At 71.8% G+C, this 13,411-nt stretch carries 13 protein-coding genes; 7 read left to right on the top strand and 6 right to left on the bottom strand.

Features of this window, described 5'->3' with window-relative positions; genetic code table 11:
- Window position 1 precedes the first annotated feature (1 nt).
- Genes ACGFI7_RS04870 through ACGFI7_RS04880 form a run of 3 tightly spaced genes read right to left on the bottom strand, consistent with a single transcriptional unit; the run spans window position 2 to window position 2,939 of the window.
- Window positions 2–820, bottom strand: coding sequence for a carbohydrate ABC transporter permease (locus ACGFI7_RS04870; protein ID WP_393399138.1), 819 nt, complete (start codon window positions 818–820; stop codon window positions 2–4).
- Complete coding sequence (locus ACGFI7_RS04875) at window positions 817–1,785, bottom strand: carbohydrate ABC transporter permease (RefSeq protein ID WP_393399140.1); 969 nt, start codon at window positions 1,783–1,785, stop codon at window positions 817–819. The genes ACGFI7_RS04870 and ACGFI7_RS04875 overlap by 4 nt, the downstream gene beginning before the upstream one ends.
- Window positions 1,782–2,939, bottom strand: a complete 1,158-nt coding sequence (locus ACGFI7_RS04880; protein ID WP_393399142.1) for an extracellular solute-binding protein — start codon at window positions 2,937–2,939, stop codon at window positions 1,782–1,784. The genes ACGFI7_RS04875 and ACGFI7_RS04880 overlap by 4 nt, the downstream gene beginning before the upstream one ends.
- A 284-nt stretch (window positions 2,940–3,223) precedes the next feature.
- On the opposite strand from ACGFI7_RS04880, the gene ACGFI7_RS04885 reads away from it, so the two are divergent.
- Window positions 3,224–4,237, top strand: a complete 1,014-nt coding sequence (locus ACGFI7_RS04885) for a LacI family DNA-binding transcriptional regulator (protein ID WP_393399144.1) — start codon at window positions 3,224–3,226, stop codon at window positions 4,235–4,237.
- 56 nt (window positions 4,238–4,293) lie between these two features.
- Window positions 4,294–4,776 carry a DUF6789 family protein gene (locus ACGFI7_RS04890; RefSeq protein ID WP_393399146.1) on the top strand — a complete coding sequence of 161 codons (483 nt, stop codon included), beginning with the start codon at window positions 4,294–4,296 and terminating at the stop codon, window positions 4,774–4,776.
- Here ACGFI7_RS04890 and ACGFI7_RS04895 read toward each other — a convergent pair.
- Window positions 4,746–5,498: an aminotransferase class IV gene (locus ACGFI7_RS04895; protein ID WP_393399149.1), complete on the bottom strand. Its 753-nt coding sequence runs from the start codon at window positions 5,496–5,498 to the stop codon at window positions 4,746–4,748. The genes ACGFI7_RS04890 and ACGFI7_RS04895 overlap by 31 nt on opposite strands.
- Before the next feature lie 134 nt (window positions 5,499–5,632).
- Here ACGFI7_RS04895 and ACGFI7_RS04900 point away from each other — a divergent pair, with 134 nt between their 5' ends.
- The 3 genes from ACGFI7_RS04900 (at window position 5,633) to ACGFI7_RS04910 (ending at window position 10,229) form a co-directional block, all read left to right on the top strand.
- Window positions 5,633–6,004 (top strand): nucleotide pyrophosphohydrolase, encoded by a 372-nt coding sequence (locus ACGFI7_RS04900; protein WP_393399152.1) that lies wholly within the window; start codon window positions 5,633–5,635, stop codon window positions 6,002–6,004.
- 286 nt (window positions 6,005–6,290) lie between these two features.
- Window positions 6,291–9,416: a BTAD domain-containing putative transcriptional regulator gene (locus ACGFI7_RS04905; RefSeq protein ID WP_393399154.1), complete on the top strand. Its 3,126-nt coding sequence runs from the start codon at window positions 6,291–6,293 to the stop codon at window positions 9,414–9,416.
- A gap of 123 nt (window positions 9,417–9,539) precedes the next feature.
- Window positions 9,540–10,229 (top strand): helix-turn-helix domain-containing protein, encoded by a 690-nt coding sequence (locus ACGFI7_RS04910; RefSeq protein WP_393399157.1) that lies wholly within the window; start codon window positions 9,540–9,542, stop codon window positions 10,227–10,229.
- A 74-nt stretch (window positions 10,230–10,303) separates the two neighbouring features.
- Here ACGFI7_RS04910 and ACGFI7_RS04915 read toward each other — a convergent pair whose 3' ends face one another.
- Window positions 10,304–10,675, bottom strand: a complete 372-nt coding sequence (locus ACGFI7_RS04915) for a ClpX C4-type zinc finger protein (RefSeq protein ID WP_393399159.1) — start codon at window positions 10,673–10,675, stop codon at window positions 10,304–10,306.
- Between the two features lie 160 nt (window positions 10,676–10,835).
- Between ACGFI7_RS04915 and ACGFI7_RS04920 the strand changes: the two genes are divergently transcribed.
- Window positions 10,836–11,654 (top strand): alpha/beta hydrolase, encoded by an 819-nt coding sequence (locus ACGFI7_RS04920; RefSeq protein WP_393399161.1) that lies wholly within the window; start codon window positions 10,836–10,838, stop codon window positions 11,652–11,654.
- A 61-nt stretch (window positions 11,655–11,715) separates the two neighbouring features.
- On the opposite strand, the gene ACGFI7_RS04925 is transcribed toward ACGFI7_RS04920, so the two are convergent.
- Window positions 11,716–12,252, bottom strand: coding sequence for a hypothetical protein (locus ACGFI7_RS04925; protein ID WP_393399163.1), 537 nt, complete (start codon window positions 12,250–12,252; stop codon window positions 11,716–11,718).
- Between the two features lie 378 nt (window positions 12,253–12,630).
- On the opposite strand from ACGFI7_RS04925, the gene ACGFI7_RS04930 reads away from it, so the two are divergent.
- Window positions 12,631–13,395 carry a DUF899 family protein gene (locus ACGFI7_RS04930; RefSeq protein ID WP_393399166.1) on the top strand — a complete coding sequence of 255 codons (765 nt, stop codon included), beginning with the start codon at window positions 12,631–12,633 and terminating at the stop codon, window positions 13,393–13,395.
- Window positions 13,396–13,411: the final 16 nt, after the last annotated feature.

Below are 13,411 nucleotides of genomic sequence, written 5' to 3' on the forward strand. Positions count from 1 at the left end.
GTCACCCTTTCGTCGCTCCCGCTGTGAGACCACCGATGAGGTGGCGTTCCGCTATGGCGTAGAACCCCAGTGCGGGCACCATGGCCAGCACGAGATAGGCGAGGACCCGGGCGGTGTCGGTGCTGTACTGGCCCTGGAACTGCTGGATGCCGAGCGGGAGCGTCCAGCTCAGCTCGTCGCTGAAGACCACCAGCGGGAGCATGAAGTTGTTCCAGCTGCCGACGATCGCCAGCACCGACACGGTGGCCAGCGCCGGGCGGGCCATCGGCAGCAGGATCCGCCAGAAGAAACCGAACGGTGAGCAGCCGTCGATCGTGGCCGCCTCCTCGATCTCGCCCGGGATGCTCCTGAAGAACTGGCGCAGGATGATGATGGTCAGCGGCAGGCCGAACGCGGCCTGCACGAGGATCACCCCCATCGGGTTGTCCAGCAGGTTCAGGGTGCGCAGCATCACGAAGATGGGCAGGATCGCGACCGCGAACGGGAACATCAGGCCCGCCGTGAACAGCGTGAACAACGCCTCCCTGCCCCGGAAGGCGAAGCGGGCGAAGACGTACGCGGCCAGCGCCGACAGCGCGACGACCAGCACGGTCGTGGCGACCGCGATGAACGTGCTGTTCCAGACCTGGCGCCAGAACGATCCCGTGGCCAGCACCTCGGTGTAGTTGCCGGTCTCCCACGGGCTGGGCGGGCCGAACGGGTTCACCGAGAGCTGCTGGGTGCTCTTGAAGCCGCCGAGCAGGGCGTACACCACCGGGATGAGGATGAACGCGCCGACGATCCAGGCGATCGCGTGCAGCGGCAGGGTCGGACGTCTCATCGCTTCCCTCCCATGGCGGTGGTCGCGCCCTCCAGGTCGCGCCGCATGACCAAGCGCTGGTAGCCGAGGGCGAAGATGAGGCTGAGCCCGAACATGACCACGCTGATGGCGCTGGCGTAGCCCACCTGCGCGCGTTCGAAGCCGAGCGTGAACATGGTGACGGCCAGCGTCTCCGACGCGTGCGCCGGGCCGCCCTCGGTGAGGATCCAGACCAGGTCGAACAGCTGGATGGTGTAGATGACGGAGAGGAACACGCTGATCCTGATCGTGGGTCCGAGCAGCGGCAGCGTGACGTACCGGAAGACCTTCCAGCCGGCCGCCCCGTCGATCTTGGCGGCCTCGATCAGCTCGTTGGGGATGTTCTGCCGCCCGGCCAGATAGATCATCATGTGGAAGCCGAAGTACTTCCAGGTCATCACCAGGAAGATCGACCAGAGGGCGCTGTCGGGGTGCGAGAGCCACTCCGACTCCAGCCCCAGCGGGCCCAGGATCCTGTTGGCGATGCCGTTCTCCGGTGACAGGATCAGCGAGAACAGCACGCCGGTGATGACTTCCGACAGCACGTACGGCGCGAAGAACACCAGCCGGTAGAACGCCCGCCCCCGGATGCGCTGGTGCAGCAGCATCGCGATGCCCAGCGCGAACGGAAGCTGGATCACCAGGGTCGCCACGATCACCAGCAGCAGGTTCCCCAGGTCGGTGTAGAAGATGCTGCTGCTGAAGAGCCTGGTGAAGTTGTCGAAGCCGATGAAGTCGGTGGGCAGCCCGCCGAAGCCGTTCCACTTGAACGCGCTGGCGTACATGGCCACCAGGATCGGGGCCACCACGAGCAGCAGGAACAGTGCCAGTGCCGGGAGGACGAACAGGGCTATCGTCAGCCGGTTCCTGGGCCTGCCGGGCCTGCGGTGGCGACGCGGGCCGGCCGCAAGCGTCTCCGCTTCCGGCCGGCGGGTGACGGTCGTCATTCGCTCTCGCTCTTGGCCACTTCGGTGATGTCCTGCGCCACCTGCTCCGGGGTCTTGGTGCCGGCGATCAGCTCGGCCACGCTGTCGTTCACCTCGGCGCCGACGGCCGGCGGGTACGCCTGGTCCAGGTAGAGCTGGAACCCGGTGGCGCTCGCCAGCGAATCGGCCACGACCTTGAGGTTCTCGTCCTTGACCGCGCTCTCCTCACCCTTGAGCACGGGGAGGACGCCACCGGACTCGACGGTGTTGGTGTGGTTCTCGGTGTTGGTCAGGAACTTGACCAGGTCGAGGGCCTCCTTCGGCGCGTCGGCGCCCACGGCCATGCCGCCGCCTCCGCCGAACGCCTCGGTGATGGCGCCCTTACCGCCCTCGACCTCGGGGAACGGGAAGAAGCCGAGGTCCTTGCCGAGGCCCTTGCCCGAGTCGTCCTGCACCGTCGGGGCCCACTGGCCCATCAGCTCCATCGACGCCTTGCCGTTGGCGACGCTGGCGGACTGGCCGTCAGGGGTCGAGTAGCCGGCCCCGAGGAAGCCCCGCTGGAACGGCTGCAGGTCGACCAGTGCCTTGAGCTGCTGGCCCGCCTGGACGAACTCGGGCTTGGTGAAGTCGTGGTCGACACCCGCCTGCTGGAGCGCCGGCAGCCCGGCGATGCGCATGGCGAGGTAGGCCCAGTAGTAGTGGCCCGGCCACTTCTCCTTGCCGGCCAGCGCGATCGGGGTGACCCCGGAGGCCTTCAGCTTCTGGACGGCGTCGAGGAAGCCCGTCCAGGTGGTCGGCGGCTCGGTGATGCCGGCCTTCTCGAAGTGCTTCTTGTTGTACCAGAAGCCCACCATGCCGATGTCCGTCGGCAGCGCGTAGGTCTTGCCGTCGAACTGGTAGGCGGCCAGTGCCGCCGTGGTGAACGTGCCCAGCTCCGACGCGACGTCGGCGCTGATGTCCTTGACCAGGCCCGCGTCGATCTGCTGCTTCAGCACGCCGCCGCCCCAGGTGGCGAAGACGTCGGGGGCCTTGCCCGACTGGGTCAGCGTGGTGAGCTTGGACTTGTACGCCTCGTTCTCCAGGACCGTCATCTTGACGGTGACGTTCGGGTTGGCGGCCTGGAACTCCTTGGCCCGCTTCTCCCAGATGCCCTTCAGCGGATCGGAAGTCGACAAGTGCCACCATTCGAGTGTGACCTTGCCGGGGGAGCCGCCCTCGGGCTCCGTGGTGGCGGTCTGTCCGCCTCCGCAACCGGCTAGCAAGACCGCTGCCGCGATGAATGCGCAGGTTCGCTTCACAGGGGTTCCCTCCTCGGCTGGCGAAAGTTTCGTGAACCCCCCGATAATTTCGCATTTCGGAGCATAGGTAACCGCTGTGCGGAGAGTCAATAGCCTTGTCAGTTGAGATCGGATCACCCCCCGTTATCCGGACTCCGAAAGTTTCGGATAAACTCCGGATCATGTCTGGGAAGAGGCGGGTGACGATCGCCCTCATAGCCGAAGAGGCCGGGGTGTCCATCCCCACGGTGTCCAAGGTGATCAACGGCCGGCCCGAGGTCGCCCCGGCGACCCGCCATCGCGTCGAGCGGCTGCTGCACAAGCACGGCTACCAACGGCGCATCAGCCAGGACGAGAGCCCCGCGGGGCTGGTCGACCTGGTCTTCACCGAGATGGAGTCGCCCTGGGCGATGGAGATCGTGCGCGGCGCCGAGAGCGCCGCCCACGAGGCCGGCGCCAGCGTCGTCATCACCGTCCTGCACACCCACGCGGGGCCGGGCCGCGACTGGCTGGAGCGGCTCGCCGGCCGCCGCACCGACGGCGTGGTGATCGTCGCCTCCAAGCTGTCGGTCGGCGTGCAGGATCAGCTGAGCGCCCGCTCGCTGCCGTTCGTCGTGGTGGACCCGGAGGGCGAGCCCGCTCCCGGCGTCGTCTCGGTCGGCGCGACCAACTGGAACGGCGGCCTGGCGGCCACCCGCCACCTGCTGGAGCTGGGCCACCGCCGGATCGGCATGATCAGCGGCCCCGCCGACATGCTGTGCAGCCAGGCCCGCATCGACGGCTACCGCGCCGCGCTGGAGACGGCGGGGGTGCCGCTCGCGCCCGAGCTGATCCGGCGCGGCACGTTCATGGTCGACTCCGGCCACGACCACGGCCACGCCCTGCTCTCCCTCGACGACCCGCCGACCGCGATCTTCGCGGGCAGCGACATGCAGGCGTTCGGCGTCTTCGAGGCGGCCCGCCAGCGCGGCCTGCGGGTTCCCGAGGACCTCAGCGTGGTCGGCTTCGACGACATCCCGCTGGCCAAGTCCGCCTGGCCGCCGCTGACCACCGTGCGCCAGCCGCTGCAGGAGATGGCCGCGCTCGCCACCCGCACCGTGCTGGCCATGCGGCGCGGCGAGGCGCCCGAGGCCCGTCGCGTCGAGCTGGCCACCGATCTGATCGTGCGCGAGAGCACCACCCCGCTGCCCGCCTGACCAAGCGTTTCGGCCCTGCCGGCGAGGGCAGCCGCAGGGCCATGATGCGCAGACTCGTGACCGGGGCCCTCAGCGGCGCCCTCGCCACCGTGACGATGAGCGCGGTCATGCTGGCCGGCGAGAAGGCCGGCCTCATGCCCGGCCAGCCTCCCAAGCACATCGTCCGCGGCCTGCTGCCCGGCAGCGATCGACGCCCCAAACCCGGCGAGCGTCCGCTGGGCGCGCTGGCCCACCTCGGCTTCGGCGTCACCTTCGGCGCGGCCTTCGCCCTGCTCTCCCGCGACCCCGCACGCCGGGTGCCGTTCGGCGTCGCCTACGCGCTGGCGATCTGGGCGGTCAGCTACCAGGGCTGGGTGCCGCGGCTGAGCCTCCTGCCGCCGATCGCGCGCGACCTCACCGGCCGTCCCGCCGTGATGGCCGCGGGACATGTCGTGTACGGGGCCACGCTCGCGGCCCTGCTCAACCGTTTCGAACCCGCCGGCGGCTCACCCGCGCGCGAGGAGCTCGCTCAGAAGGAGTCCCAGCCGGCGTTCTCGTAGCAGCCGGTCACCCTGGCCAGCAGCGCCTCGTCCACCTTGAGCCGCAGGTCGTCCACCCGGTCCACGGCCACCACGCCCCACGAGTTCGTCAGGAAGACGAGAGGGAAACCGGGCAGGTCGGCCACCCGCAGCACCCGGCGCCCGCACGGCACGCCCGCCCGCGCCAGCTCGGCCTCCAGCACCTGCATGGTGATGCCGCGCAGCATCGGCGCGTCCGGCCAGATCACCCGGTCGCCGTCGAAGCACCCCAGGTTCGTGATCCCGCCCTCCGAGATCACCCCGTCGTCCGAGGTCAGCAGCGCCTCGTCGTACCCTTCACGCTCGGCGAGCCGGCCCAGGTAGCCCTGCGGGAAGCCGCCGGTGTGCTTGATGTGCGGCAGGAAGCGCTGGTAGCGGACCGACTTCAGGCCCTTCGGGGTCGCGGCCGGCCACACCGGCGCATCGGAGACGGCGATCACCCGCACCCCGCCCGCGTCGCACACGAACACCCGCACGCTCGCGTCCACCGCCTCCAGCGCCCGGACGGAGGCCAGCACCCGATCCAGGTCGAGCTCCTGACCGAACAGCTCCCGGGTCGCCCCGGCCAGCCGGTCCAGGTGCCGCGCCAGCCCCCGCACCTTCCCGCCGCGCACCTGCATCGCCGTGAAATGCCCGTACCGCGCGGACATGGCGAGCGCCACGTCGCCCGCCTCCGCCGGCCGCCCGTCGATCACCGCACCCATCAGGCCCCCCACTCCGCCTTGTCACGCCGCTCGCAGGATTATCCACGCTGAAATATTCAGCGCGCTCTTTTTGAAAGTTTCGGTCTCCGGAACGGTGTCACCCGCTGCCGGACGGGCTCGTAAGGTCGTGGACCATGACGACGGAGTTGGACGGGCTCGCGGAGCGGCTGCGGGCCTTCGCACGGGCCCGTGACTGGGAGCAGTTCCACACGCCGAAGAACCTGGCCATGGCGCTGGCGGGCGAGGTCGGCGAGCTGGTGGCGGAGCTCCAATGGCTGACCCCCGACGAGTCCCGCGCCCCCGACCCGGAGGCCCTGTCCCGCATCACCTCCGAGCTGGGCGACGTCACCGTCTACCTGGTCCGCCTCGCCGACGCCCTGGGCGTCGACCTGGTCGCCGCGGCCCACGCCAAGCTGGACATCGGCGAACGCCGCTACGACCCCGCCCACTACCGCGGCTCCGCCCGCAAAGCCCCGCCCCTCCCACCCGAAGACCACCACCCCTGACCCTTCCTCCCCCGTACTGACCACGGACGGTGCCTGCCGTGAGGAAGGGCACACCCTCTCCCCACGCCGACCCGGGACCACGGTCACGCTCCTTGAGTGGCGCAGCCCGCAGGACTCCACCACCCCGCCTCGCACCGGCCGCGGAGCGATGGGCCTTCGGTGGTACGGGGCGCCACCCCTGCCCACCCCGGCCGGGGAGGGCAGGGGCTGGCGGGCGTATCCCTGGAAACCCTCCTCGCCCACCGCCCTCCCGTGCACGGGCACGAGGGCGCATAGGGTGGCGGGCATGCGTTTCGGGGTGCTGGGGCCGCTCGCCGTGTGGACGGATGCCGGTGAGCCGGTGACCGTGCCCGGGCTCAAGGTGCGCGCGCTCCTCGCCGACCTGCTGGTGCACGAGGGCCGCGCGGTCTCCGCCGACCGCCTGGTCGAAGACATGTGGGGCGACGACCACCCCGGCAACCCGGTGGGCGCGCTGCAGGTACGGGTCTCCCAGCTGCGCAAGGCGCTGGAGGACGCCGAGCCCGGCGGCAAGAACCTGGTCGTCTCCACGGCCCCCGGCTACCGGCTGGCCGCGGCCGACGTCGACGCCGCGCGCTTCGCCGGTCTGCTGGCGCGGGCCGAGGCGACGGACGACCCGCGCACCCGCGCCGCCCTGCTCGCCGAGGCGCTGGACCTGTGGCGGGGCCCGGCGTACGCGGACTTCGCGGACGAGGAGTTCACCAGGTCCGCCGTCGTACGGCTGGAAGAACAGCGGCTGACCGCGCTGGAGCTGCGCGCGGAGGCCCGGCTGGAGCTGGGCGAGCACGGGCTGCTGGTGGGCGAGCTGGGTGACCTGGTCGCCCGCCATCCGCTGCGCGAGCGGCTGCGGGCGGCCCACCTGCGCGCCCTCTACCGGGCGGGCCGACAGAGCGAGGCGCTGGCCGGCTACGCGGAGCTGCGCGAGCGGCTGGCCGAGGAGCTGGGGCTCGACCCGAGCCCCGACCTGGCGGCCCTGCACCAGGCGATCCTGAACCAGGACCCGGCACTGAACGGCCCCGCCGAACGCCCGGCGACCAACCTGCCCGCCTCCCTCAGCAAGCTCATCGGCCGGAGCGAGGCACTGGCCGAGGTACGGGCGCTGGTGGGGGAGGAGCGGCTGGTCACGCTCACCGGCACCGGCGGGGTCGGCAAGACGCGGCTGGCGCTGGAGGTGGCGACCGAGCTGACGGCCGACTTCCCCGACGGGGCGTGGCTGGTGGAGCTGGCCCCGCTCGACCGGCGGACGGTTGCGCTGCCCGAAGCGGTCATGGCGGCGCTCGGCATCCGGCAGGACGACGCGGCCTCGCCCGCCGACCGGCTGGCCGACGCGCTGCGGGGCCGCCGGATGCTGCTCGTGCTGGACAACTGCGAGCACGTCGTGGAGCAGGTCGCCGAGCTGACCGCGCGGCTGCTGCGCGCCGCGCCGGGGCTGCGCGTGCTCGCCACCAGCAGGGAGCCGCTCGCGGTGGACGGCGAGACGCTGTGGGCGGTGCCGCCGCTCGGTCTGCCGGACAGCACCGACCTGGAGGTCATGGCCGAGTCCGACGCGGTGCGGCTGTTCGTGGCGCGGGCGGCGGCGTCGGCACGCGGGTTCGTGCTGGACGCGGGCAACGCCCAGGCGGTGGCGCAGCTCTGCCGCCGCCTCGACGGCATCCCGCTCGCGCTGGAGCTGGCCGCCACCCGGGTGCGTGCACTCGGCGTGCAGGGGGTGGTGGAGCGGCTCGACGACCGGTTCCGGTTGCTGGCGTCCGGTCAGCGCGGCGCGCCCGCCCGCCAGCAGACGCTCATGGCGGTGATCGACTGGAGCTGGGCGCTGCTCAGCGAGCAGGAGCGGACGGTGCTGCGGCGGCTGGCCGTGCACGTCGACGGATGCACGCTGGAGGCCGCCGAGGCGGTCAGCCCGGATGAGGACGTGCTCGACATGCTGGCCCGGCTGGTGGACCGGTCGCTGGTGGTGGTCGTCGAGGGCGCCGCGGGCGTGCGCTACCGGCTGCTGGAGTCGGTGGCCGAATACTCCCTGGCCCGCCTCGCCGACGCGGGCGAGACCGAGTGGGTACGGGCGGCGCACGCACGCTGCTATCTGGCCCTCGCCGAGCAGGCCGAACCTCACCTGTACGGTCACGGTCAGCGGGCCTGGCTGCAGCGGCTGGACCAGGAGAGCGCCAACCTGCGGGCCGCCCTCGGCACGGCCGTCGAGCACGGGGCCACGGACGTGGCGCTGCGGCTGGTGAACGCCCTGGCGTGGTACTGGTTCCTGCGCGGCCGCCTGGCCGAGGCCCGGCGTTCCCTGGAGACGGCCCTGTCCGGCGCCTCGGACAGTGAGGCGGCGGCGCGGGCGGCCGGATGGTTGACCGGGTTCACGATGCTGCTCGGCGAGGAGGTCGACCACGAACCGGTGTTTGCCCGGATCCAGGACCCGGCCGCGCGGGCCAGGGCCATGCTCTTCGCCGGCCTGGTCGTCCTCGACCTGCCGACCAGCGAGGAACTCGTAAGCAGGGCGCTGGAGGCGTGCCGCGCCGCCGGCGACCGGTGGGGCGTCGCCGCCGCGCTCAGCAGGCAGGCCAGGTCCGCCTTCGCCAGGAGCGAGCAGGAGACGCTCAAGAAGGTGGGCGAGGAGAGCGCCCGGATCTTCCGCGAGCTCGGCGACAGGTGGGGCGTGCTCCAGGCCACCGAATGGCTCGCCGCGCTGGCCCAGAGCGTCGCCGACGACGCGCGCGCCAAGGAGCTGTTCGCCGAGGGCCTCGGCATGGCCGAGGAGCTGGGGCTCTGGCCCGAGGTCGCCCGCCGCACCGCGTGGCTCGGCTGGCTGGCCATGTACGAGGGCGACCACGTCCGGGCCATGGAGCTGTGCGGCAGGGCCATGCGGCTGGCGATCTCCCACGGCTACCGGGAGGGCCGGATGATGTCGGAGATGGGCTTCGCCTTCGCCGCCCACCGGGCCGGTGAGCTCGACCTGGCCGAGAAGCACCTGCTCAACCTGCTCGACGGCGTCCCGCGCGGCCCCGGCGCCGAACCCGCCCTGCACCTGCCGTCCACCCTGAGCACCCTCGGCCTGGTCACCGAGCAGCGTGGCGACTGGGCCACCGCGCTGGAGATGCACCGGGAGGCGTACGACGCGTGCCGCAAGCTGGGCGACCCGCGCACCACCGCGTTCACCGTGGAGGGCATGGCCGGCGCGCTGGCGGCGGGCGGCTCCCACGCGGCCGCCGCCCGCCTGCTCGGTCTCGCCGCGGCGGCCCGTGACCGCCATCAGACACCCCCGGTGCTCTCCGAACAGGAAGATCTCGCCCGGATCAGCGCCGCATGCCGGAAGGCGCTGGGCGAGCGGGAGTTCACGGCCGCGTACGAGGAAGGCACGAAGCTCGACCTGGGCGACGCGCCCGCGGCGCTCTGACCTCACCCCGGCCGGGCAACTCTCAATCACGATCTCGTACGAGCCGGTCCGCGCCGTCGGGGGCATGTGTCGCGCGCGGGGCTCACGATCCCCCGCACCGGGCCTTGCGGCTAGGCTGCGCGGGTGGACAGCGCAGAACTCAAGGAACGCGTACGCGAGCTGCGGGCCGAGGGCCGCTCCCCCAAGGAGATCGCCCGCGCGCTCAAGGTGCCCCCGTCGGCCGTCGCCCCGCTGGTGCGGGCCATCGCCGCCGAGGACGCCGCGGCGGGCGGCGACGAGCGGGAGCCCGAGCTGGCCGGTTGCTGGATGAGCGTCGGATGGAGCAACGGCCTCGGCGTCGACCCGGCCCGCGGCTGGGCCGACGAGGCGCCCGACGCCGACGGCGGCATGGTGTCGGTGCTGGTGGCCCGGCGTCACACGTGGGACAAGATGACGGTCGCCGGCTACCTGGCCGACGTCTACTGCACCGGCGTCAAGAACGTCATCGGCCCCGACGTGCTCGACGAGCGGGAGCTGGTGCGGTTCAGGGAATACTTCTTCAGCGACTACAAGGGCTTCCAGGAGGTGCCGGTCGAGCTGGCCCGCCACCTGGTCTTCGGCGCCGACGACTACGCCCGGTCGCTGGGCATCGGGTCGCACGAGGAGTTCGAGCGGGTGTCGGCGCTGCTGGGCGCCTGGGAGGGGCCGTCGGCGATCACCTTCGGCCGCGGCGGCAGGCCCTACTACGTGCCGGGCCCGCACGACGACGCCCCGAAGGTGATCAGGATCCTGCGCAGGAAGCTCTCGTACGACGAGTTCGACTACGACATCTAGCCGGGACGAGTCGCTCTTCCGTGGGCACGCCGTGCATCCCCGATCAGCACGGCGCCCCCGGTAGGCGTGCCCGCCTAGGCCTTCTCGCTGGAGAACCTCTCCCACGCCGACTGGCGGGCGGTGCCGAGGGCCTCGCCGATCCGCGCCCAGGAGACGCCCCGGTCGCGCAGCCGGTCGACCCAGACCTGCAGGTTGGCGTCGACCTGGGCGCTGACGGCCGCGACGCGCGGCAGCAGGTCGAGGATCTCCTCGTCGGACATGGTGTCCGGCCAGGGGATCTCGGCGGGCGCCGACGCCTGCGGCAACTGCAGGATCTCGTTGCACAGCCCGACGCATTCGTTGCAGATGTAGACACCGGCACCCGCGATCATCTTCTCCACCTCGTCCTTCGACTTGGCGCAGAACGAGCAGCGGATCTCCAGATCGCGTGCGGGGGATTCGGCCATGGGAACCTCCAAGGGTTGTCAGGTCTGGCCTGACGCTCAAGCTAGCCCGTCAGGATCGACCTGACAAGGCCCGGATTCCCGATACGGTGGCGTTACCTGCCTGGCACCGCGCCCCGCCGAGGGCGTACGCTCACCGCACTTCATGACGAAGGAGCACGACATGGCCGAGTCACGGGAGCACAGGTTCGTCGGCACGCGCGGCGAGAACGTCGTACGCGAGTGGCCAGACGAGCGCCCCCGCTACGCCGTCGTCCTCGTGCACGGCTACGGGGAGCACATCGGCCGGTACGAGCACGTCGCCGACGCCCTCGTGCGCCACGGCGCCGCCGTCTACGGCCTGGACCACATGGGACACGGCAAGTCGCAGGGCGAGCGGGTGCTGATCGACGACTTCGAGGACGTCGTGACCGACGTGCACTCGGTGGACGAGCGCGTCCGCGCCGACCACCCCGGCGTGCCCGTCGTGCTGATCGGCCACTCCATGGGCGGCCTGATCGCCGCCCGCTACGCGCAGCGATACGGCGGCAGCCTGGCCGCGCTGGTGCTGTCCGGGCCGGTCATCGGCTCCTGGGCGGTCATCCCGCAGTTGCTCGAGCTCGACCCCATCCCGGAGATCCCGATCGACCCGGCCACGCTCTCCCGCGACCCCGCCGTCGGCGCCGCCTACGCCGAGGATCCGCTGGTGTGGCACGGCGCGTTCAAGCGGCCCACGCTGGAGGCGCTCGCCACGACCTTGGAGGCGATCGCCAAGGGCGGCGCGTTCGGGCCGCTGCCCACGCTCTGGATCCACGGCTCCGACGACCAGCTCGTCCCGCTGTCGGGCACCCGCCCTGGCATCGAGGCCGTCAAGGGCGCCGACTTCGCCGAGATCATCTACCCGGAGGCCCGGCACGAGGTCTTCAACGAGACCAACAAGGACGAGGTGCTGGCCGACGTGACAACCTTCATCGACCGCGCCCTCGTTTCACGCGGCGCATAACGGCCCGCCCGCCGGGCAGGCCGCTTTGTCGGGCCACGCGTGCCCAGGCGTGGCCGTTCGCTCAGGCCACGCGCACCCAGGCGTGGCCCGACCCCCGGGTCCTGGAGAGCTCCACCTTCCAGCACCCGGGCGCGGGGAACACCCACCCGGTGCCCCACTCGTAGCCGGGCCGCTGCCAGTTGGACCCGCCATGGTCCTCAAGCCACACCAGCTTGGCCCGCTTCCCACCCGGACCCGTCGCCGAGACCTTGAGCGGGCCGTCCCCGGTCATCCGCCACACGATCTTCACCTCGGCCCCCGCCTTGAACGGCACCTCGGCGAAGAGCAGCCCCCACAGCTCGGCGTCCGCGGACGTGCCCCGCAACTCGGGGAAGCCGTTGGCCGACATGAGCAGCTCGGTCCCGTTGCACGTCTCCCCGGTCCGCGTCGGGGTGGGGGTGGCCGCTGTGGTGATGTCCGGTGTGGCCGCCGCTGCCGTACCCGGCGCGTCCGTCCCCGCTGCCGTGCCCGATGGGCTCGTCCCCGCGGTCTCGCCCGTACCCGCCCCGCACCCGCCGGCCAGTAACGCCACCACGGCCACCATCGCCCAAACCCGCACCGGCACTCTCCTCCGAACTCGCTCCACCCTCCTCCTACCGAAGTACGGCGGGAAAGGTTCCTCACGGGACCGACGTTCGTTTCCTCCTGCGCCATGGCGCCCGTCCGGGGTGAGCCGCGCATAGCGACGGCCACCACCGCGACCACCGTCGGCAGCCCCGCAGCCGTCACGCGGAGCCCCACCCCCGAACGCCGCCACCCCGATCACCAGCGGCCGGCCCCGCCCGATCCGGTCGCCCATCGTGACCAGAGATCCGGCGACCATGAACCCTGGGCCCCAGCCGCTCGCCCCAGAAGGTGGTCGCGGCCCCGATGAGTTCCGCCCGCGCGGCAGGTCTGTGTGGCGAACTGGCAGCCCTCCCCGACTCTGGAGACACCCATGACGAGCACACCAGGAACCGGCCGCCCGCCCGTCGTCGACCTCGCCACCTGGCAGGCCGCCCGCGACGAGCTCCTGCTGCGCGAGAAGGCCCACACCCGCGAGGGCGACGCCATCGCCGCGGCCCGGCGGCGGCTGCCGATGGTGGAGTTCGACGGCAAGACCGAGGTCGTCGGCCCCGGCGGTCCGATCCCGTTCCTCGACCTGTTCCAGGACCGCGACGAGCTCGTGGTCTACAAGCACATGTGGTACGACGGAGCGCCCCACCAAGGGCAGTGCGAGGGCTGCACCAGCGCGGCCTGGCACCTGAAGGACGCCGTCTACCTCAACGCCCGCGGCGTCTCGTTCGCCGTGGTCACCACGGGCCCGTGGGAGGAGGTGGCCCCGTACCTCTCCTTCATGGGCTACGAGCAGCCGTGGTACTCCGTACGCGGCATCGAGGAGCCGATCGGCGGCGCCATGGGCTACCTGACCTGCTACCTGCGCGACGGAGACCGGACGTTCCTCACCTACTCCACGACGGGCCGCGGCAACGAGCGTGCCATCCTCTCCACGGGCCTGCTCGACATGACCCCGTACGGCCGCGGCGAGACGTGGGAGGACAAGCCCGAGGGCTGGCCGGAGGGACGCGAGGCGAGCTGGTCATGGCGCTCCGACCCGGACGGCAGCCCGAGCTGGGGCCCCACCAGCCGCCCGGTCCCGCAGTGGAGCCGCCCCGGCGTGACCCCCGCCCAGACCCTGGGCCGTCGGGGCCACCACCACTGACCGCCGCCTGCGCGCC

Origin of the sequence: Nonomuraea sp. NPDC048826, assembly GCF_043198225.1 — a bacterium.
GTDB lineage: Bacteria > Actinomycetota > Actinomycetes > Streptosporangiales > Streptosporangiaceae > Nonomuraea.

Bases quoted from the DNA above. Each gene is read 5' to 3' on its own strand.
- ACGFI7_RS04870 (WP_393399138.1), bottom strand. From the start codon at position 820: ATGAGACGTCCGACCCTGCCGCTGCACGCGATCGCCTGGATCGTCGGC.
- ACGFI7_RS04875 (WP_393399140.1), bottom strand. From the start codon at position 1,785: ATGACGACCGTCACCCGCCGGCCGGAAGCGGAGACGCTTGCGGCCGGC.
- ACGFI7_RS04885 (WP_393399144.1), top strand. From the start codon at position 3,224: ATGTCTGGGAAGAGGCGGGTGACGATCGCCCTCATAGCCGAAGAGGCC.
- ACGFI7_RS04895 (WP_393399149.1), bottom strand. From the start codon at position 5,498: ATGGGTGCGGTGATCGACGGGCGGCCGGCGGAGGCGGGCGACGTGGCG.
- ACGFI7_RS04900 (WP_393399152.1), top strand. From the start codon at position 5,633: ATGACGACGGAGTTGGACGGGCTCGCGGAGCGGCTGCGGGCCTTCGCA.
- ACGFI7_RS04905 (WP_393399154.1), top strand. From the start codon at position 6,291: ATGCGTTTCGGGGTGCTGGGGCCGCTCGCCGTGTGGACGGATGCCGGT.
- ACGFI7_RS04915 (WP_393399159.1), bottom strand. From the start codon at position 10,675: ATGGCCGAATCCCCCGCACGCGATCTGGAGATCCGCTGCTCGTTCTGC.
- ACGFI7_RS04920 (WP_393399161.1), top strand. From the start codon at position 10,836: ATGGCCGAGTCACGGGAGCACAGGTTCGTCGGCACGCGCGGCGAGAAC.
- ACGFI7_RS04930 (WP_393399166.1), top strand. From the start codon at position 12,631: ATGACGAGCACACCAGGAACCGGCCGCCCGCCCGTCGTCGACCTCGCC.